At 70.5% G+C, this 18657-nt stretch carries 20 protein-coding genes, 1 tRNA gene, 2 pseudogenes and 1 other annotated feature; of the genes and pseudogenes, 17 read left to right on the forward strand and 6 right to left on the reverse strand.

The features are described from left to right. Positions 1 to 163 precede the first annotated feature (163 nt). The 4 genes and pseudogenes from AC3AQ1_RS08580 to AC3AQ1_RS08595 all read left to right on the forward strand — a co-directional run bounded on the left by AC3AQ1_RS08580 (position 164) and on the right by AC3AQ1_RS08595 (position 4208). Positions 164 to 1009, forward strand: a complete 846-nt coding sequence (locus AC3AQ1_RS08580; protein WP_139987785.1) for a hypothetical protein — start codon at positions 164 to 166, stop codon at positions 1007 to 1009. Positions 1010 to 1299: 290 nt separating this feature from the next. Next, complete coding sequence (locus tag AC3AQ1_RS08585) at positions 1300 to 1731, forward strand: hypothetical protein (RefSeq protein ID WP_108718643.1); 432 nt, start codon at positions 1300 to 1302, stop codon at positions 1729 to 1731. A gap of 51 nt (positions 1732 to 1782) precedes the next feature. After that, positions 1783 to 2570 (forward strand): annotated as a pseudogene (locus AC3AQ1_RS08590) (peptidoglycan-binding domain-containing protein); the annotation flags it as partial. An 87-nt stretch (positions 2571 to 2657) separates the two neighbouring features. Further along, complete coding sequence (locus AC3AQ1_RS08595) at positions 2658 to 4208, forward strand: glycoside hydrolase domain-containing protein (RefSeq protein WP_108718645.1); 1551 nt, start codon at positions 2658 to 2660, stop codon at positions 4206 to 4208. A gap of 5 nt (positions 4209 to 4213) precedes the next feature. Here the strand turns inward: AC3AQ1_RS08595 and AC3AQ1_RS08600 are convergent, their stop codons facing one another. Further along, positions 4214 to 4654: a hypothetical protein gene (locus AC3AQ1_RS08600; protein ID WP_108718646.1), complete on the reverse strand. Its 441-nt coding sequence runs from the start codon at positions 4652 to 4654 to the stop codon at positions 4214 to 4216. A gap of 294 nt (positions 4655 to 4948) precedes the next feature. Between AC3AQ1_RS08600 and AC3AQ1_RS08605 the strand changes: the two genes are divergently transcribed. Then, the gene (locus AC3AQ1_RS08605; RefSeq protein ID WP_108718647.1) at positions 4949 to 5242 is read left to right on the forward strand and encodes a hypothetical protein; all 294 of its coding nucleotides are present in this window, start codon (positions 4949 to 4951) and stop codon (positions 5240 to 5242) included. Positions 5243 to 5265: 23 nt separating this feature from the next. Continuing rightward, positions 5266 to 5463, forward strand: a complete 198-nt coding sequence (locus AC3AQ1_RS08610; protein WP_108718648.1) for a hypothetical protein — start codon at positions 5266 to 5268, stop codon at positions 5461 to 5463. A gap of 21 nt (positions 5464 to 5484) precedes the next feature. Here AC3AQ1_RS08610 and istB read toward each other — a convergent pair whose 3' ends face one another. After that, positions 5485 to 6279, reverse strand: a complete 795-nt coding sequence (gene istB, locus AC3AQ1_RS08615; protein WP_108718649.1) for an IS21-like element helper ATPase IstB — start codon at positions 6277 to 6279, stop codon at positions 5485 to 5487. Beyond that, positions 6280 to 7551 carry an IS21 family transposase gene (gene istA, locus AC3AQ1_RS08620; protein WP_159096460.1) on the reverse strand — a complete coding sequence of 424 codons (1272 nt, stop codon included), beginning with the start codon at positions 7549 to 7551 and terminating at the stop codon, positions 6280 to 6282. A gap of 61 nt (positions 7552 to 7612) precedes the next feature. On the opposite strand from istA, the pseudogene AC3AQ1_RS08625 reads away from it, so the two are divergent. The 5 genes and pseudogenes from AC3AQ1_RS08625 to AC3AQ1_RS08645 all read left to right on the forward strand — a co-directional run. After that, positions 7613 to 7810 (forward strand): annotated as a pseudogene (locus tag AC3AQ1_RS08625) (transposase); the annotation flags it as partial. A gap of 80 nt (positions 7811 to 7890) precedes the next feature. Next, positions 7891 to 8043, forward strand: a sequence feature (AL1L pseudoknot). Beyond that, the gene (locus tag AC3AQ1_RS08630; protein ID WP_370445267.1) at positions 7939 to 8799 is read left to right on the forward strand and encodes an IS3 family transposase; all 861 of its coding nucleotides are present in this window, start codon (positions 7939 to 7941) and stop codon (positions 8797 to 8799) included. Its footprint overlaps the feature before it by 105 nt. Before the next feature lie 96 nt (positions 8800 to 8895). Next, entirely contained in the window at positions 8896 to 10041 is a 1146-nt protein-coding gene (locus AC3AQ1_RS08635; protein WP_108718098.1) for an IS110 family RNA-guided transposase, read from the forward strand. 32 nt (positions 10042 to 10073) lie between these two features. Beyond that, the gene (locus AC3AQ1_RS08640; RefSeq protein WP_108718651.1) at positions 10074 to 10328 is read left to right on the forward strand and encodes an integrase core domain-containing protein; all 255 of its coding nucleotides are present in this window, start codon (positions 10074 to 10076) and stop codon (positions 10326 to 10328) included. A gap of 39 nt (positions 10329 to 10367) precedes the next feature. After that, positions 10368 to 10631, forward strand: a complete 264-nt coding sequence (locus tag AC3AQ1_RS08645; RefSeq protein WP_234417433.1) for a hypothetical protein — start codon at positions 10368 to 10370, stop codon at positions 10629 to 10631. A gap of 28 nt (positions 10632 to 10659) precedes the next feature. Here AC3AQ1_RS08645 and AC3AQ1_RS08650 read toward each other — a convergent pair whose 3' ends face one another. The 3 genes from AC3AQ1_RS08650 to AC3AQ1_RS08660 all read right to left on the reverse strand — a co-directional run bounded on the left by AC3AQ1_RS08650 (position 10660) and on the right by AC3AQ1_RS08660 (position 11531). Further along, a complete protein-coding gene (locus tag AC3AQ1_RS08650) occupies positions 10660 to 10896 on the reverse strand; it encodes a hypothetical protein (protein ID WP_108718653.1) in 237 nt (78 codons plus the stop codon). A gap of 97 nt (positions 10897 to 10993) precedes the next feature. Then, on the reverse strand, positions 10994 to 11215 hold the full coding sequence (locus AC3AQ1_RS08655) for a hypothetical protein (RefSeq protein WP_139987476.1): 222 nt from the start codon (positions 11213 to 11215) through the stop codon (positions 10994 to 10996). A 232-nt stretch (positions 11216 to 11447) separates the two neighbouring features. Next, positions 11448 to 11531: transfer RNA gene (locus AC3AQ1_RS08660), tRNA-Leu, on the reverse strand. Between the two features lie 413 nt (positions 11532 to 11944). Here AC3AQ1_RS08660 and AC3AQ1_RS08665 point away from each other — a divergent pair. From AC3AQ1_RS08665 to AC3AQ1_RS08690, 6 genes are read left to right on the forward strand one after another with little or no spacing between them, the layout of a single operon-like run. After that, positions 11945 to 12664, forward strand: coding sequence for an FHA domain-containing protein (locus AC3AQ1_RS08665; RefSeq protein ID WP_108718654.1), 720 nt, complete (start codon positions 11945 to 11947; stop codon positions 12662 to 12664). Next, positions 12661 to 13158: an FHA domain-containing protein FhaB/FipA gene (locus AC3AQ1_RS08670; protein ID WP_108718655.1), complete on the forward strand. Its 498-nt coding sequence runs from the start codon at positions 12661 to 12663 to the stop codon at positions 13156 to 13158. The genes AC3AQ1_RS08665 and AC3AQ1_RS08670 overlap by 4 nt, the downstream gene beginning before the upstream one ends. After that, on the forward strand, positions 13155 to 14582 hold the full coding sequence (locus AC3AQ1_RS08675; protein ID WP_108718656.1) for a PP2C family protein-serine/threonine phosphatase: 1428 nt from the start codon (positions 13155 to 13157) through the stop codon (positions 14580 to 14582). Before AC3AQ1_RS08670 ends, AC3AQ1_RS08675 begins: the two co-directional genes overlap by 4 nt. Then, complete coding sequence (locus tag AC3AQ1_RS08680; protein ID WP_108718657.1) at positions 14582 to 15997, forward strand: FtsW/RodA/SpoVE family cell cycle protein; 1416 nt, start codon at positions 14582 to 14584, stop codon at positions 15995 to 15997. Before AC3AQ1_RS08675 ends, AC3AQ1_RS08680 begins: the two co-directional genes overlap by 1 nt. Further along, positions 15994 to 17475, forward strand: coding sequence for a peptidoglycan D,D-transpeptidase FtsI family protein (locus AC3AQ1_RS08685; RefSeq protein ID WP_108718658.1), 1482 nt, complete (start codon positions 15994 to 15996; stop codon positions 17473 to 17475). Before AC3AQ1_RS08680 ends, AC3AQ1_RS08685 begins: the two co-directional genes overlap by 4 nt. Beyond that, positions 17472 to 18656, forward strand: coding sequence for a serine/threonine-protein kinase (locus AC3AQ1_RS08690; protein ID WP_108718659.1), 1185 nt, complete (start codon positions 17472 to 17474; stop codon positions 18654 to 18656). Before AC3AQ1_RS08685 ends, AC3AQ1_RS08690 begins: the two co-directional genes overlap by 4 nt. Position 18657 lies beyond the last annotated feature (1 nt).

Here is an 18657-nt window from a genome sequence, read left to right on the forward strand (position 1 = left end):
GGCGGCCAGTGCCCGTCACCGCGCGTCCGAGCGCCCCGACGAGGCCCGTCTCGAAGCCAATCCGCTGACAGGAAGAAGATCGCGTGGCACGATCGAAGAAGCAGTCGCAACCCGAAGGCGCACCGCTGCGTCCTGCGGGGCGCCACGGTGTTACGGAGGACTCGTGCGCACTTGGCAGAAGGCCCCAGTAGTCTGTGCGATCGCCCTTGCGGTCGTACTCGGCACGGTGGGGAGTTCCGCTCCCCCGCCAAAAGATCCGGCCCTCGAACCCACGCTTCTTGAGGAGGTGGCTTCGGACTTCCCCAATGCGATCGAGGTACTGCGCACCCCGGAAGTGAACGAAGCGCTCCAGGACGAGGACGTGCGACTCGCCGTTGAAGAGACGCTCCAGAGCGCTCTCAACGCTCCAGAGGGATCCTCCGTCTCGTGGACGTGGGTGCCACTCGAAGACATCGAGTGGGCAGGGCCCATCGATGACTGGATGCCCACGATCGAGCCGGACGAGTCTGACTTTCAGCAGATTGACCGCTCACAGGTCGAGGCCATCGACTCGACACTCACTGCCCTGTCAGAGGTCGTCACCCCCCTCTCCGTCGGAACGTGCTCCAGCGTCTACTGGTACCGAGTTCTCTGGACACAGGCTTTCGACAGCAATGTTCGAGCATCGTGTTACGCCGCTGTCGGGGACAACCAGACCAGTATCACGGCCACAGGGACGATCCCGGGTTATAGCGCCGCCGCAGGTGTGTGCCCCGCCAAGACAAGAGGACGGGTCTGGTGGTCGAACACGGGCTACTGGACCCCTCGGTGGTCTGCCTGGCGGGGCCCGGTGTCGTCATCGACGACCTGCTACTACTTCTCCGACATCCCGAGCCCGATCATCATCACCGTTGTCCAGCTCTCCAGTTGTGGACTGAGTGTGTGCCCGGCCTCGGCCCCGCTGTCAACGCAGAACGAGAGCCTCTGGGGCGCCCCCGAAAGAGGGACAGCATCTTGGTCGGGGCAGTGACGCGTCCTCTCGGCCTGTTGCCCTCGCGACAAGGGCTAGGAGCGCGCCCACTTGTCCTCGTCGCGCTCGGCGGTCTGGTGGCGATCGTTGCCTCGGGCTGCAGCTCGCTCCCACCTGGCGAGGGTAGTTCCGATCCCGCTCCGGGCGGAACACCGGAGGTGACCGCCTCCGGGCCCGATGCGGACCGGGCGAGTGCCGACACGGACGGCCTGACCCCCGGACGAGCACCCGCCGACACTGGGGAGGTGCCGACCGTCTCGACACTCTTCAAACAAGCGCGAGAAGGCGGCATGGTCGATCTCGATGACAAGGATGCCGAGCGGTTCGCCGCCCTCGTCCTGCCCGGCGACCCGTTCCCCGATCTCGCCACGATCGGGGTGCTGACCAAGGACGCGCTCCCGGACCTGCAATACTGGGGCGGAGGGTACGAGGATCCCTCCGGCCTGGGCTTCACCTTCCGCGTCACCTACTCGGACACCCCACTGACCCACACTCCACTGGGCGCCCAGGCCGCTGACCGCTCACCGCTTCCAGACGGCTCGACCGTCCTGGTGAGCGAACCCGGATGGGGAATGACCGCAGAAGCGCTGACACCTGACGCCCACTGCCTCGCTGCCGTCCTGGCCTACCCCGCCGTCGAGCCCCCGCCAGCCTTCCCCGAGGGCTACGACTCCTACCTCACCGAGACCCTCCTGGAGCGTCTCGCCACCATCGCCTGCTAGCCCAGACCAGTCACGACGCTCGGGTGTTCTCGGAAGGAGGCGAAAGTGGCAGTGGACCTCAGGGTTCTTGAAGCGCAGGAGTGGGTCAACGACACCTACAGAGGAAAGCCGGGGTTCGTCGACGCGCCGGAGAACGGGCAGACTGGCTGGTCCACGATGTACGCGCTGACTCGAGCACTCCAGATCGAGTTGGGCGTCGCACCGCCCTCCAACGCCTTCGGGCCAGGCACAACCGCCGCAGTGTCCGCGATCTCCCCGATCGCGACCGGAAGCGGTGCACCGGTCAACGTCGTCAAGATCCTTCAGTGCGCGATGTGGTGCAAGGGCTACAGCGCCGGCAACATCGACGGCGACTTCGGTGCTCTCCTCACCGCTGCGGTGCGCAACGTCCAGACCGATCTCGGCGTCGCTTCCAGGCCCGGGTTCGGGACCGTAGACGCCAAGCTCTTCCGAACCCTGCTGACCATGGACGCCTACATCCGAGTCGGCGCGGGAACGGTCGAGATCCGCTCCATCCAGCAGTGGCTCAATGCGACCTACATCGGCCGGCTCAACTTTCAGTACCTTCCGACCGATGGCCGCTTCTCGCGCGGTGTCCAGACCGGGCTGCTGTACGCCCTGCAGTTCGAACTCGGCCTCAACGATGCGACCCGAACGGCGCCTTCGGGCCCACCACCAGAGCGCTCCTGTCCGCCCGCCCGCCCCTAGTCGTCGGTACGGTCGACGGCGTCACCAAGTTCGTCCATCTGTTCCAGGCCGCGCTGACCTTCAACGGGTACCCCGTCTTCTTCGACGGGAACTTCGGGCCGGCCTCTTCAACCGAGACGAGCACCTTCCAGGACTTCGCCGCACTCCAGGTCACCGGCACGGGCAACTACCAGACCTGGGCAGAGCTCCTCGTCTCCACCGGCGACCCCACCCGGCCCGTGACCGCCATCGACACAGCGACTCCGCTGATCCTGGCCTCACAGCCGGACAACGACACGATCGACGCCGCGCCGATGGCGGCGTCGCTGGTAGCGCAGGGGTACACGATCGCAGGTCGCTACCTGGTGAACGCACCCGGTGGGACGCTCGACAAACGGATGCGGGTGGACGAGTTGGCCATGGTCTCGGCCGCTGGGATGGGCGTCGTCCCCTTCTTCCAGACCACCGGCTCGGCTTCCTCCTACTTCACACGTGCTCGCGGCCTGACCGACGGAGCTACGGCGATCGAAGCGGCTCGCGCGCTCGGGTTCGGCAACTCGACGATCATCTACTTCGCAGTCGACTTCGACGCAACGGACGACCAGATCGCCTCCAACGTCGTGCCCTACTTCGAAGGCGTCCGTGACGCGCTCGCGGGGAGTGAGTTCCGCCTCGGCGCCTACGGCACCCGCAACGTCTGCACGACCCTGTCCGACCTCGCCCTCGCGACTGCCAGCTACGTAGCGGGGCTCTCGAGCGGATGGTCGGGCAATCTCGGCTTCCCCCTGCCTCGGGACTGGGCCTTCAACCAGATCCAGGAAACCACAGCGAGCGTGAGCAACGGTACCGGGATCGTGTCATTGGGCCTCGACCGTGTCGCCTCGTCAGGCCGTAGTGACGGAGCTCGGGTCAGCCAGGCCTTCACCCGTTCGCTGGCGCGTCTGCAAGCGCTGGCGAACTCGTGGTCGGCCTCGACCGGGCAGGACCCCTCTGCCTTGATGAGTTACCCGTTCCGGCAGGGCCGCTACGAGGGCCTGAACTGGGGACTTCTTGCTGGCCCTGTGGACGACTCCTTCGTCGACGACGCCCGAGCCCAGATGGTCGAGCCGGGCTCATGGCCGCTCGCGTTGCGCTACGACGACCCGGGAGGCAGCAAGGCGGCCTACAGCCCGCACCTGATGGCGACTCTGGGCGCCTTGGTGCACCAGGGCATGCCTCCACTCCCCGGTGTGGTCACACTCGCGGACGTCGGGGGATGGCTGGGGGACCTGTGGACGGCGACGGGAGAGTACCTGAGACAGAGTCGCGAGAACGGCCTTCCCCAGACCTACCAAGCCGCTTACGACTGGGCTTTCACGAGGATCGGCCAGGCTCCCGGGAGCGCCCCGGGCCTGGTCGCCTCGTTCGACCGCCTCGACCTGCACCAGGACCTCGACGCGTTCAATGCCCGGGGGCGCCAGGTCGACACAGGCAGTGACGTTGCCGCCGCCGTGGCCTGGGCGCTGCAGACGGTCAACGTCAACGGGCTGGCCTGGCGGTACGAGGCCTTCATCGTCCGACGGTTCGGCAGCTCGACCATCACGATGTCCAACGCCATGTCCATGGCCCTGACGCTGTCCCCGGACACCCCAGAGAACCTCGCGCTCTCGGCCGCCCGTATGGAACTGATCCGCGAAGGGGCAGATCGGGACTACTCCTACAGTGACCTCACCGAGGGTGAGGCCCGGGGCATCGGGCACGGACTGTCCGCAATCATCGCCTCACGCGCAGGGCGCAATCCGGTCCCCTGAGCCGGTCAGGGCGCAAGAGTGGCCGTCGCCGTCGGGTACCCGTGGGTTGTGGAGTACACGACGACCTTGATGAGGTCGATGTCCTGCGTGAGCAAGCCGACATCCACGGCGCTCTCGCGCAGCTCATCCCATGCGCTCTCCGCATACACGGACGTGGCAGGCCCCTCCATCTCAAGGGTCACGGTCAGGGTCACCGGCCCCTCGGCTCCCGCGAAGCCGTTGTCGCCCGACGTGGCCCCGGCTAGGTGAAGGCCCCCGGCCAAGGGCAGGTCACCGTTGGCCCGAAGGAAGGCTGAACTCGCAGTGTCAGGCCGAGAGCTGAGCAGGTTCGGCACCGCGAAGCCGACGAGCGCACCCAGCCCCGCACACAGAACGAGCGCCACCGTGATTCTGAGGAGTATCCCGCGCCCCTTGGGCTCCTGAATGCTCGTCGCAGGATTGTCCACAGGCTCACGCTAGCGGCGCCGAGCGAGCAGGGCTCCCCTGCGCCGTGGACCATCTGTGCAGGCTCTGAGCGGGTCTTGGTGTCCTCGGGGAGACCGCCCGAGTCGTTGACTCCCGTCTTGTCCGCACGACGAAGAACGCCGACCGGGCCATTGTGGAGCGATGGGACGACCAAGCCTGGGCCCGCCGTCAGCGCCTCGAACGTTCTTCCGCTCTCCCGCCCACATCACCTGGTGCAGGGGCGCATGTGCCGCATGGTCCCGGGTAGGTAGAACTTCGAGCGGAAGTAGAACGACATGAACAGCAACCTCTCCGGCGGGTGGAGCACCTTCTGGAACGGCCTGGCCGGCTCCGGCGGCTTCGGCACCCTGATGACGGTCCTGAGCATCGTGGCGGCGGTGTTCATCGTCTTCGTCATCGTCAAGATGATCTTCGCCAAGTTCCGGGGTCGCAACGAGGGTCTGGGCAGCCTGGGCTGGGCGCTCCTGGTCGCCGCGATCATCGTCATGCCGAGCGTCGTGATCCCGCTGTTCCTGCGGATCGTGGACGCCATCATCAACATGATCGGTGGGATCGCCTCCGGCGTCTGAGCCCAGGGGCGAGGAGACCGACGATGCCGCACGAGGACGAGGTTCACGTCCCGGCCCTCTACATGCTGACCGCCATCACGGGCCGTCGGCGTAACGAGGGCCGGGAGATCGTGTCCAAGTCGGGCATCGTCATCGACCGCAGGTTCTTCCACCTCGCACTCATGGGCACCATGTGTCAACGTCGGACTGGAACTGACCCCGTGTCGTCGGACTGGAAGTGACCCCCCGACGTGCTCGTTGGTCTACTTGTCGCGGTCCTTGGCGAGGAGTTCGCGGCGGGCTCGGGTGCGGTAGGACTCGCCGGCGAGGGTGAGGACCTCGGCGTGGTGGACGAGGCGGTCGATCATCGCGGCGGCGACGACCTCGTCGCCGAAGACCTCGCCCCAGCGTCCGAACGGCAGGTTGCTGGTGACGAGGATGGAGCCGGTCTCGTAGCGGGACGCGACGAGTTGGAAGAACAGGTTCGCGGCGTCGGTGTCGAACGGGAGGTAGCCGACCTCGTCGATGATGATCAGCTTGTAGCGGCGGATCTTCTTCAGCTCGGCCTCCAGGGCGCCGCCGTGGTGGGCGCGGGCGAGGCGGTCGATCCAGTTCGTCGCGGTGTCGAACAGCACTGAGCAACCCGACTGCGCGGCCTTGATGCCCAGGCCGATCGCGAGGTGGGTCTTTCCCAGGCCGGGTGGGCCGAGCAGGATCACGTTCTCGGCCTTGGGCACGAACGTGGCGGTGGCCAGGTGCGCGAGCACGTCCTTCCTGAGGGAGGGCAGGTGCTCGAGGTTGAAGTCCTCCAGCGTCTTGATCGCGGGGAAGTGCGCGGTGCGGATCCGCATCGTGGTCCCGGCGGACTCCCGGTCGGCGACCTGGCGTTCCAGGACCGCGGCGAGGTATTCCTCGTGCGACCAGTTCGCCTCCCGCGCCTGCTCGGCGAGCGTGTCCCAGGTTCGCCCGATCGTCGGGGTCTTCAAGACCCGGGTCAGGTAGGCGAGCTTGGAGGCGAGCTGGTCGCCGACCGGTCTGGTCTTCGTGATGGTGGTCATCTACTTCCCTTCAGCGGTCACCGCTCCGGAGCCGGGGCGGGGGTCGAAGTCGACGCCGAACAGGGCGTCGTAGTCCGGCAGTGCCCGGATCGCCACGACGTGCCCGTCGCCGTGGGTGCGGGTCGAGCGCTGCTGGCGACGGGCGGCCAGGTCGTGGCGCAGCAGCTTCGCGGTGGCTCGGTGCTCGGGGTCGGTGATCGTGCGCGCGTGCCCCCAGTCACGGGCGTGGTCGGCCACGACCTGCCCCGCGCAGGTCGCCACGACCCGTGCCGGGGTGGCCACGACTCCGACGAACCGGCCGATGGCCCGCGGGTCGACGGAGTAGTCGTTGCCGTCGATGCGCACGTAGTAGTCCCGGCCCAGCCGAACCCGGTGCGTGAGCCCGATCGCCGGTGCGAGCGGGGGCAGTGCGACCATCGCCGCCCGGTCGGCGGCCCACCGCTGGGCCGGGCTGACCGACCCGATCGAGCGCAGCACCCGTGTGTTCGCCCGCGTCGCCAGCCAGTCGCCGATCTGGTCGGTGAAGTCCAGCGGCGAGGTGAAGGTCCGGCCGGGCAGGAACGAGGTCTCGAAGAACCCGTTGCGCCGCTCGACCAGGCCTTTGAACTCCGGGTCCCGGGGCGGGGCGAGCTTGAGCCGGACCCCGATCGTCCCGGCGAAGCTCGCCGCCTCGATCGTGGGCTTGCCCGTGCCGCCGATGGCCGCCTCCCGGTCCCAGACCAACGTCCGCGGGCAGGCGCCCCATCCGGCCAGGATCTGCCACATCCCGGCCAGGATGTCTCCGGCCTTGCGCGAGGGGATCATGACCGCGTCCGTGACCCGCGAGTACCCGCACGTCATCGCCAGCACCGGCAGGATCCGCTCGGCCCCGCCACCGACCGGGATCGGCTGCGGCGGGAACCACAGATCGCACTGGGCGACCTCGCCGGGGTCGTACTCGACCCGATCGGCCGGGTCCGGCGGCACGAACAACGGCCGTAGCTCCCGGACCCGGTCCTTCAGGATCGTCAGCGACCGCGTCCACCCGATCCGCTCCGCGATCACCGTCGCCGGCATCCGCGGGAACTCCGCGAGCAGCGCCCGGATCTGCGGCTCGACCGCATCGACCGCCGAGCCCCGCGGACCACGCTCGCGCGACGGCGGCGCCCCGGCCCGCAACGCCGCCCTGACCGTGTTGCGCGCCAACCCCAGCCGGCGCGCGATCTCCTTGATCGGAACACCCTCGGCTCGGTGCAGCCGACGGATCTCAGCCCAGTCTTCCAGTGCGATCACCCCTCCAGCGTGAAGCGCCCCGGGTTCGGTGGAGGCTCTCAACTCACGGAGGATGAGAGTCATGGCAGCACCGAAGAAGTACCCGGACGAGTTGCGTGAGCGCGCGACGCGGCTCGCGGTCGAGGCACGACAGGACCCCGCGCGGAAGGCCGGTGCGCTCCAGCGCATCAGCGAGCAGCTCGGGATCAACCCGGAGACGCTGCGGGGCTGGGTGAAGCAGGCCGAGATCGACGCCGGGCAGGCGCCCGGGGTGACGACCGCGGAGGCGCAGCGGATCAAGGAGCTTGAGGCCGAGGTGCGGGAGTTGCGGCGGGCGAACGAGATCCTGAAGACCGCGTCCGCGTTTTTCGCCGCGGCGGAGCTCGACCGCAAGCTGAAGTAGCCGAGGTGCCGACCGCGGTGCTGGTCGAGTACATCGACGAGCACCGCGACCGGTTCGGGGTCGAGCCGATCTGCCAGGTCCTGCGTGACACGGACGTCCAGATCGCCCCGAGTACCTACTACGCCGCGAAGAGCCGGCCGCCGTCTGCCCGGGCTGTCAGGGACGCGGAGCTGACCGAGGACATCCGGGTGGTCCACAAGGCGAACCTCGGTGTCTACGGCGCCCGGAAGATCCATGCGGCCCTGAACCGGGAAGGCGTCGAGGTCGCCCGCTGCACCGTCGAGCGGCTGATGCGCGCCGCGGGCATCCAGGGCATCCGGCGCGACAAGACCCGCAAGACCACCTTCGGAGAGGGCGCGGAGACCGACCGGCCCGCCGACCTCGTGAAGCGCGCGTTCACCGCGACGGCACCGAACCAGCTCTGGGTTGCGGACCTGACCTACATCCGTACCCACGCCGGGTGGACCTACGCCGCGTTCGTCCTCGACGTGTTCTCTCGCCGTGTCGTCGGCTGGCAGGTGTCCACGTCGCTGCGCACCGATCTCGCCCTCGACGCGCTCGACATGGGCCTCTGGGAGCGTCGCAGAGCGGGGCAGGACATCACCGGGCTGATCCATCACAGCGATGCCGGAGTGCAGTATCGAGCCATTCGCTACACCGAGCGCCTCGCCGAAGCCGACGCCGTCGCGTCCGTCGGAACGGTCGGTGACAGCTACGACTGCGAGCATCGTGACTGCGCCACCATCTGGGGTCTGACCCTTGCTTATGACCGGCCCTGCGGGTGCCCTCGCGTTGACGTGTCGGCCCCGGGTGGTGGCGTTCACCAGGCTGCTGGCCGGGTGGGCAGTGACCTGATAGGAGCCTGACTCGACCAGGGCCTCATCGCAGTCCTGTCCGCCCACTCCGGCCAGCTGAGCCATGGACAGCCCGCCCGGAAAGTGCGAGAGAGGATCCACAGCCCGATGCCCAGCATGCAGCTTCGGCGTGACGATGTCATCGTCGGCGTCGACACCCACAAGGACAACCACGTAGCGGTCGCGATCGACGGCTTTGGCGGCCGGCTCGGCGACATCGTCGTGCCCACCACCATCGCCGGGTTTGAGGAGCTCCTCGCCTTCTGTCTGGCCTTCGTCGGGTCGGCCGGTCGGCTGATCGGGTTCGGCGTCGAGGGCACCGGCTCCTACGGGGTCGGCTTGGCGCGCTACCTGCGCAACCACGGTCACGACGTCCACGAGATCGCCCGCCCAGCACGGGCCGCGGAACGTCGACTCGCAGGGAAGAACGACACCATCGATGCCGAGCACGCTGCACGCCAGCTCCTGGCTGGGCACGGGCTGTCGACACCCAAGACCGCCGACGGCGCGGTCGAAACGATCAGGCTGGTCAAGATCGCCTACGACGGTGCCGTTCAAGCGCGGACAACCGCGATGATCACGCTCAAGGCGACCCTCGCGACCGGGAGCGAGGCGTTGCGGGCGGAGCTGGAGACGCTCACCGACCACAAGCTGATCCTCGCGTGCGCGGCGCTGGAGGGTCCGACTCCACTGCCGCCCGTGCGCCGTGGCGCACCTGCCGTTGTTGTCCCGGGCGACCCGGATGTGGCAATGCGACACGTGCTGTCCTCGATGGCGAAGCGTTGGCTGGCGCTGCACGAGGAGGCCAAGGCTCACGCCGCATCACTGAAGGCACTCACTGCGGCCGCTGCGCCCCAGCTCGTCGAGGCCGTCGGCGTCGGCTACGACACTGCGGCACAGATGCTGATCACCGCCGGCGACAACACCAACCGGATCAAGTCCGAGGCAGCGTTTGCCAAGATGTGTGGCGCGTGCCCGATCCCGGCTGGATCCGGCAAGACCAACAGCCGGCACCGTCTATACCGCGGCGGGAACCGGCAGGCCAACGCCGCGCTGTATCGCGTGGTCATCGTGCGCATGCGCTGGCATCAGCCGACGATCGACTACGTGGCCCGTCGCACCGCCGAGGGCATGTCGAAGCGGGAGATCATCCGGTGCCTGAAGCGGTACCTCGCTCGCGAGCTCTTCCGCCTGCTGCCGGCCCCGGACGCCATCGCCAAGCCCGTTAATGGAGAGCTCGAAATCGCGGCCTGATCGACTTGACGAGCTATAGGAGCATCAACGCGATGGCCGAGGCGCTGAACTCGTTGTTCAAGGCCGAGTGCATCCGCAACCCGATGATGCGCCCTAAGGGCGGGTGGGCGTCGGTCCGCGACGTCGAGATCGCGGTCGCCGAGTACGTCGACTGGTACAACCACCGGCGCCTGCACGGCGAGATCGGACACATCCCGCCCGCCGAGTTCGAGGCCGCCCACTGGGCATCCCACAAGCCCGTCAGCTACGTTGAAGAACAGGTTCCCGTCGGAGCCGGTTCCAGATAACCGAGCCTCCACAAAACCCGGGGCGCTTCACTGCAGGGGTTGCCGGACGAGTTCGACTTCACCGGGCAGCGTGACGCGGCCTCGTGGAAGCAGCTCGGCAACGGGGTGAACACCGGGGTAGTGGCTCAGGCTCTCCTGGGACAGATGCGACGTGACGGGGACTTGCTCGTTCGGGACCCACGCGGTGCGGCGGTGCTCGAGGCGGTGTCGTCGACGATGCAGACCACGGGTGGTGACCTTCGTGGCCTCATCCGCGAGTCGGTGCTGCGGGGGCAGGACGGGTCGAGCCGGCTGGCGTCCTGATCGCCCTGCTCGATGTCGGTGCCGTGTGCTACTGGACGATGGCCTGCGGGTTGTCCAGCGATATCGCGCCGCACTCGCAGGAGAGTGGCTCGTCGAACTCGCGCATCCACGCCTCCACGTCGGCGCCGGTCACCTTGGTGAGCCGGTACCCGCTGGTCGTGCGTCCGGTGCGCGCGGCGTGCCAGCCGGCGCAGTCCAGGCGCCCGCAGACCCAACGGTCGTAGGCCAGGTAGACGACGTTCTCGTCCAGGACGCTGGTGGACACGGTGGCTCCTCGCGGTGGTGGCCCAACCGTGTGCCGGACCGTCGCCACCTCCCGTGTGCGGCAGGCCTGTTAGTCGAGCATGTCGGCGTAGTCCACGTCACGGGCGGCGCTGGATGTAGTGCCGGGCCGCCACCTCCACGCTTGCACGGCCGAGGTGCCGTGCCGCAGCCTCACCACCGGACGTCTCGGCCATCCGGGTCGCCACCGCCTGTCGCAGGGTTCGCGGCGTCACCCCACGCAAGGTCGGCGTCAGCGATCGCCGCACGCCACGACGTGCGCAGTTGAGGTCGATTCGGATCGGGTGGCTGTGCGTGCGCATCGGGGTGCTCCGTGGCGGGTGGTCCAGCCGTGTACGTGGCCCTCGGTGCGACCCGTGCGTTGCACCGTCCCTCATATGTCGTCCATATGTTGCACGTGATGCACTGCGGTGTACCTGGATGCAAGAATGCCCCCTACGCCATGGTCGGCGTGAGGAGGCGTTCATGCAGGTCAGAGGCCCTGAATGCACCTGGATGACACCAGGTGCGAGCCGTCCCCCGGAGGGGGAAACGTGCGCAAGGGGGGAGTTGAACCCCCACGCCCTTTCGGGCACACGGACCTGAACCGTGCGCGTCTGCCTATTCCGCCACTTGCGCAGTGCCGCGCCGATCGTGAGAAGCGCACGAGCGGCACAGCGCGAGCCAGCCTACCACCGCCGTCGAGGGCCCTCGACCAGGCGCCAGTCGGCGCGTGAGAAGCCCACCGGCCCCGGCCACCACCCAGCAACGCCCCCGGCCAGCCCTCAGGCGCCCCACCCGCCCACCCTTCACACGCTCCCCACACCCGCCGCCCGATACGACCGCCGCGCCGCCGGAACCGGCCACGCCCCGGTGACTACCATGACTGGCGGGGCGATCGCCCGTGTCGGCGCCGTTCGCGCAGGTCGGCATCCCCCGCCCGACGACACGCCGCCGTTCGACCGGACCGAGACCAGGCCCCACCGGGACTGACCACGAGGACGTCCGGCGAGTGTCGACACCGGCCTGACCGCCCGAGAAGGAGGAACGCGATGGGTCTGCTCGACCGCATCGAGAAGGGCGTCGAGGGCGCCGTCGCCGGCGTCTTCGCCAAGGCGTTCCGCTCCGAGGTCAAGCCGGTGGAGATCGCGAGCGCCGTGCACAAGGAGATGGACGACCGCGCCGCCGCCTTCCGTGGCCGCACCGTCGTGCCGAACACGTTCGCCGTCGAGCTCGGCGAGAACGACCACGAGCGGATCGCCGAGTGGGGCGAGGACGCGCTCGCGCAGGAGATCCAGAACGCCGCCGCCGAGCACGCCCGCGAGCAGGGCTACTCCCTCGTCGGACCGCTCGACGTCACGTTCGCCACGAGCCCGGACCTGGCCACCGGCCGCTTCCGGGTGCACTCCTCCACGGTCCGCGCCGAGGGCTGGACGGACGCCCCCGCGCAGCGTCCCGCCCCCGAGGTGCCCGAGCCGCCGCGCCTGCCGGTGATCGACATCGACGGCCGCCGCTACCTCCTCACAGCCGCCGTCACCGTGCTCGGCCGCGGCAGCGAGTCCGACATCGTGGTCGACGACACGGGGGTCTCCCGCCGCCACCTCGAGCTGCGCCGGACCGCCCGCGGCGTGGTGGTCACCGACCTCGGCTCCACCAACGGCACCTTCGTCGAGGGCAACCGCATCACCGCGGCGACCCTCGTCGACGGCAACACCGTGACGTTCGGCCGCACGCGCCTGCTGTTCTACACGGGCGAGAGCGGCACCGCGTGAGCGAGCTCGTCCTCACGCTGCTCCGCCTGAGCTACCTCGTCCTGCTCTGGCTGCTCGTCCTCTCGTGCGTCGGCGTGCTGCGCCGCGACATCTTCGGCACCAAGGTCTCCTCCCGCAGCGCCGCCCGCCGTCGGGGCCGGGCAGGGGCGGGCGACGCCTCCGGCGCCGAGGCGTCCGACGGCGAGCACGTCCGCTCCCAGCCCGTCACCCTGGTCGTCCTCGAGGGTCCGCTCGCGGGCACGACGCTCGAGCTGCGCACGTCTGCGGTCCTCATCGGCCGGGCGCCCTCGTGCACGCTTGTGGTCGACGACGACTACGCGTCCGGCCGGCACACCCGGATCTTCCCGCACGACGGCGGCTGGTACGCCGAGGACCTCGGCTCCACCAACGGCACGTGGGTGGGCGAGGAGCGCATCGACGGCCCCACCCCGGTCCCGCTCGGCATGCAGGTGACGATCGGCCGCACGGTGCTGGAGCTGCGGGGGCGCCCGTGACGCTCGCGTTCTCCTACGCCGCGCGCTCCGACGTCGGCCTGCTGCGCACGGTCAACCAGGACTCCGGCTACGCGGGTCCCCACCTGCTCGTGCTCGCCGACGGCATGGGTGGACCGGCCGGCGGCGACGTCGCCTCGTCCGTCGCGATCGCGCACCTGGCCCCGCTCGACGGCGAGTCCCACGCGGGTGACGCGCTCGCCCTGCTGCGCTCCGCCGTCGCCGACGCGCACGCCGAGCTCCGCGCCCGCGCGGCCGAGGACACCGAGCTCGCGGGCCTGGGCACCACGCTCATCGCGGCGCTGCGCACGGGCAAGCGCCTCGCGATGGTGCACATCGGCGACTCGCGCGCCTACCTCGTGCGCGACGGGCAGGTCAGCCGGCTCACCGCCGACCACACGTACGTACAGCACCTCGTCGACATCGGCCAGCTCACCGAGGCCGAGGCGGAGAACCACCCTCACCGCAGCGTCATCCTGCGCGTGCTCGGCGACCACGACTTCGGCGTCGAGCTCGACGAGTCCGTGCGGGAGCTCGCCGTCGGCGACCGCTTCCTGCTGTGCTCCGACGGCGTGTCCTCGTTCGTCAGCGCCGACACCGTGAACGAGGCGCTGCTGTACGAGGACGACCCCGCGGCCTGCGCCGAGCGACTCGTCGACCTCGCGCTGCGCGCTGGCGGGCCCGACAACATCACCGCGGTGGTCGCCGACGTCGTCGAGCTCGACGACGTGCCCGACGGCGCCGCCCCCTCCACCACACCGCAGGTCGTCGGCGCCGCGGCCGCCCAGTGGGGCCGCCCCACCCGCGGCGGGTCCGGCGCCGCGGCGCGAGCGGCCGCGCTGCTCGCAGCCGCGAGCACGGACGGCGACGACGAGCCCGACGGCGAGCCCACCAGCACGGACGGAGTGGGCGGGCCGCGTTCAGCCGGGGGCAAGGGCCGCCGGGCGGCCGCCCTGAAGCCGGGTCACCGCCGTCGGCGCTGGTGGCTGGCGAGCGTGGCCGTGCTCGCGCTCGCGCTCGCCGTCGGCGGCTGGTTCGGCCACCGCTGGACGCAGACCCAGTACTACGTGGGCACCTCGGGCGACTTCGTCGCCGTCTACCAGGGCATCCCGGTCTCCCTCGGCCCGCTCGAGCTGGGGCACGTCGTGGAGACGACGGACATCCGCGTGGCCGACCTCCCCGCGTTCGCGCAGACCCGCCTCGAGGAAACCATCACGCCCGCGGACGGCACGCGGGCCCAGGCGGACGACGTCGTGGCCTCCCTGCGCGACCAGCTCCCCGACACGGGCGGCACGGGGGCCACGACTGGCACCGGCGGAGCGGGCGGCACGGGAGGCACCAATCCGTCCGCCTCCCCCGGTGCGACGGCGACCACCCAGCCGACGACGCAGCCCACCACGCAGCCCACGTCCGGTGGGACGCCCTGATGGTCACCGTCTCCCAGGTCACCCCGCGTGCCGGGCGCTGGACCGAGCTCGCGCTGCTCGTGCCCGCGCTCGCCGTCGGGATCTACGCCTACCTCCAGGTGGGGCTCGCCGTGAACGGCGCGGTCCCCCCGGACCTGCTCGCGTTCGGCCTCGTCACCGCCGCCATCGCGCTCGCGGTGCACGTGGTGCTCCGCCTGCGCGCGCCGTACGCCGACCAGGTCCTGCTGCCCATCGTCGTCGCGCTCAACGGGCTCGGCCTGGCCATGATCGAGCGCGTCCACCTCGCGCTCCAGGCGCGCGAGAACGTGCCCAGCTGGGACGTCGACCCGACCCGGCAGATGATGTGGATGGCGGTCGGCGCGACGGCGTGCCTCGCCGTCCTGCTCCTGCTGCGCGACCACCGCACGCTGCGCCGCTACACGTGGACGTTCCTCGCCGCGGGCCTCTTCCTCCTGCTGCTGCCGCTCGCGCCCGTGATCGGCAAGGAGATCAACGGGTCGCGCCTGTGGATCGGCGTCGGACCGCTCTCGCTGCAGCCCGCCGAGCTCGCGAAGATCTGCTTCGCGATCTTCTTCGCCGGGTACCTCGTCACCCACCGCGACACCCTCACGCTCGCGGGGCGCAAGGTGCTGGGGATGACGTTCCCCCGGGTCCGGGACCTCGGTCCGATCCTGTTCGCGTGGGCGATCAGCGTGGGCGTGCTGCTGTTCCAGCGTGAGCTCGGCACCTCGATCCTGCTCTTCGGCCTGTTCATCGCGATGCTCTACGTGGCCACCGAGCGGCTGTCGTGGGTGCTCATCGGCGGGGTCCTCACGATCGGCGGCGTCCTGCTGCTGGCGTCGCGGATCGGGTACATCCAGGCCCGCATCGACGTCTGGCTGCACGCCCTCGACCCCGAGATCTACAGCCGCAACCCCGGCGGCTCGGGCCAGATCGTGTCCGGCCTCTTCGGCATGGCGTCCGGCGGGCTCATGGGCACCGGCTGGGGTGAGGGCTACCCCCAGCTCACCTACTCCGCCAACGCCGACATGATCGTGCCCTCGCTCGGCGAGGAGCTCGGCCTCACCGGCCTGCTCGCGGTGCTCATGCTGTACCTGGTCTTCGCCCAGCGCGGCATGCGGACCGCCATCGGCGTGCGGGACGGCTTCGGCAAGCTGCTCGGCTGCGGCCTCGCGTTCATCGTGGCGCTCCAGTGCTTCGTCGTGGTCGGCGGCGCGACCCGGGTCATCCCGCTGTCCGGCCTCACGATGCCGTTCCTCGCCGCCGGCGGCTCGTCCCTGCTCGCGAACTGGATGATCCTCGCGCTGCTCCTGCGGCTGTCCGACGGCGCGCGCCGGCCCGGACCCGAGGTCGAGCCGGCGCTGCCGCGCGACCCGCGCGAGCCGCGCGCGTCCGTGGCCGGGGCGGCCGGGTGAACGCCGCGCTGCGCCGCGTGAGCGCCGTCGTCATCGCGATGTTCCTCGTGCTGATGGCCGCGGTGACGTCCGTGCAGTTCTTCCAGGCGTCCTCGCTCAACGGCGACCCCCGGAATGTGCGCAACACCTACCGGGAGAACGGCCGCGACCGTGGCCCGATCGTCGTGGCCGGGGCGGAGATCGCGTTCTCCCAGCCCGTGGACGACCCGTACAAGTTCCTCCGCACCTACACCCAGGGGCCGCTGTACGCGCCCGTCACCGGGTACTCCTCGGTGGTGTTCGGCCAGTCCGGGATCGAGCTCGCGGAGAACTCCGTGCTGAACGGGACGTCGCCGTCCCTGTGGCAGCAGCGCCTCGGCGACCTGGTGACCGGCCGCCAGCCGCAGGGCGGCGCCGTCGAGCTCACGATCGACCCGGCCGTGCAGCAGGCCGCGTACGACGCGCTCGGCGACCACGAGGGCGCCGTCGTCGCGCTCGACCCCCGCACGGGCGAGGTGCTCGCGCTCGTCTCGACGCCGAGCTTCGACCCCAACGTGCTCGCGGGCCACGACACCGCCGCCGTGAACGCCGCGTGGCAGCAGCTTCTCAACGACCCCGGCAAGCCGCTCGCGAACCGTGCGATCGCCGGTGACACCTACGCGCCGGGCTCGACGTTCAAGCTCATCGACGTGGCGGCGGCGCTGTCCGCGGACGCGGCCCTCACGCCCGACACCCGGATCTCCGCGCCCGACTCGATCACGCTGCCCGGCAGCACCGCCACGATCGCCAACCCCGCCGGGGAGCGCTGCGACGACGGCGAGACCGCCACGCTCGCGACGGCGTTCGCCAAGTCGTGCAACACCCCCTTCGTGCAGATGGCGCTCGACCTCGGCGCGGACGCGATCCGCGACCAGGCCGACGCGTTCGGCTTCGGCGACCAGCTCGCGATCCCGCTCACGGTCACGCCGAGCCGGCTCGGACCGATCGCCGACGAGGCCGCCCTCGGCCAGACGGCGATCGGTCAGCGCGACGTCCGCGTGACCCCCCTGCAAATGGCGATGGTCTCCTCGGCCATCGCCAACGACGGCGTGCTGATGCGCCCCTACCTCGTCGCCACCACCCGCGACGCGAACCTCACGGTCGTGTCGAAGACCTCCCCGAGCGAGCTGTCCACGCCGATCACGCCCGAGGTCGCCGCGACCATGACGCAGCTCATGGAGGGCGTCGTCACGAGCGGCACCGGCCGGCGCGCGCAGATCAGCGGGGTGTCGGTGGCCGGGAAGACCGGCACCGCGGAGTCCGGGTTCGACGACGGCACCGCCCGGTCCAACCCGCACGCCTGGTTCACCGGCTTCGCCCCCGCGGACGACCCGCAGGTCGCCGTCGCGGTCCTCGTGGTCAACGGCGCCGACCCCGCGGCCGGCGACTACACCGGCGGCGCGCTCGCCGCCCCGATCGCCCGCTCGGTCATGGCCGCCGCGCTCGGGAGCGGCTCGTGACGCCGCGCGCCGGCGTCATCCTCGACGGCCGGTGGGAGCTCACCCGGCGCATCGCCGTCGGCGGGATGGGCGAGGTCTGGGCCGCCACCGAGGTGCACACCGGCCGCGAGGTCGCCGCCAAGGTGCTGCGGCCCGAGTTCGCGGGCGAGCGCCTGTTCCTGGATCGCATCGCCGCCGAGGCGCGCAACTCCGCCGACCTCGACCACCCCGGCATCGCACGCACCTACGCGCACGGCGAGGTCGGCGGGCTCGGCTATCTCGTCATGCAGCTCGTCGAGGGCGAGCCCCTCTCGGCCGTCCTCGCGCGCGAGCGCACCCTCTCCCCCCGCGCCGTGCTCGACGTCGTGGCGCAGACCGCGCAGGCGCTCGCCGTCGCGCACCGCGCCCAGGTGGTCCACCGCGACATCAAGCCCGCGAACCTCCTCATCGGACCCGACGGCGCGATCACCCTCACCGACTTCGGCATCTCCCTCGGCGCCAACCAGGCGCCCATGACGGCCGCCGGGATGGTGATGGGGACCGCGCAGTACCTGCCGCCCGAGCAGGCCATGGGTCGGCCGGCGACGGGCGCCGGCGACCTGTACGCGCTGGGGATCATCGCCTACGAGGCGCTCGTGGGGCACCGCCCCTTCACCGGGACGACCCAGGTGGACATCGCGTTCGCGCACGTCACCGAGCCCCTGCCGCCGCTGCCGGGCCGGTTCGACCTGCCGCTGCGCTCGCTCGTGGAGCAGATGCTCGCCAAGGACCCGGCCGACCGGCCCGCCTCGGCGGACGAGGTCGCCGCGCGGGCGCGCGCCCTGCTCGCCGACCTCGACTCCGCGTGGGACCCGACGCTCGTCACCGGACGGTGGCGCTCGCCGTCGCAGGCCGTGCCCGACGGCGAGCGACCGGTCGTGCCCGTCGCCGCACCTGCGCGCGCCCTCGGCCCCGCCGCCCGCGCTCCGCACGCCGCCGTCCCCGCCGCGCAGGCGGTGCGGGCGGTGCGGAACCCGTCGGCGACGCGGCGCGACCGGCACGCGCGCCGGCCCTGGCACCCGGCGTTCCCGCAGGGGACGCTGGGGCGCGTGGGGCTCGCCGTCGCGGTGGTGCTCGTCGTGGCGGCCCTCACCCTGGGCCTGCTGATGCTGGGAAGTCTGGGACAATCGGCCCGGGCGGCCGACCCCTGGTCGGTCGGATGAT

It is taken from the genome of Miniimonas sp. S16 (genome assembly GCF_057748195.1).

Excerpts from the sequence above, each read along its gene's own strand:
- AC3AQ1_RS08585 (WP_108718643.1), top strand. The coding sequence starts at position 1,300 with ATGGTCGATCTCGATGACAAGGATGCCGAGCGGTTCGCCGCCCTCGTC.
- AC3AQ1_RS08605 (WP_108718647.1), top strand. The coding sequence starts at position 4,949 with ATGAACAGCAACCTCTCCGGCGGGTGGAGCACCTTCTGGAACGGCCTG.
- AC3AQ1_RS08610 (WP_108718648.1), top strand. The coding sequence starts at position 5,266 with ATGCCGCACGAGGACGAGGTTCACGTCCCGGCCCTCTACATGCTGACC.
- istB (WP_108718649.1), bottom strand. The coding sequence starts at position 6,279 with ATGACCACCATCACGAAGACCAGACCGGTCGGCGACCAGCTCGCCTCC.
- AC3AQ1_RS08635 (WP_108718098.1), top strand. The coding sequence starts at position 8,896 with ATGCCCAGCATGCAGCTTCGGCGTGACGATGTCATCGTCGGCGTCGAC.
- AC3AQ1_RS08640 (WP_108718651.1), top strand. The coding sequence starts at position 10,074 with ATGGCCGAGGCGCTGAACTCGTTGTTCAAGGCCGAGTGCATCCGCAAC.
- AC3AQ1_RS08655 (WP_139987476.1), bottom strand. The coding sequence starts at position 11,215 with ATGCGCACGCACAGCCACCCGATCCGAATCGACCTCAACTGCGCACGT.
- AC3AQ1_RS08665 (WP_108718654.1), top strand. The coding sequence starts at position 11,945 with ATGGGTCTGCTCGACCGCATCGAGAAGGGCGTCGAGGGCGCCGTCGCC.
- AC3AQ1_RS08680 (WP_108718657.1), top strand. The coding sequence starts at position 14,582 with ATGGTCACCGTCTCCCAGGTCACCCCGCGTGCCGGGCGCTGGACCGAG.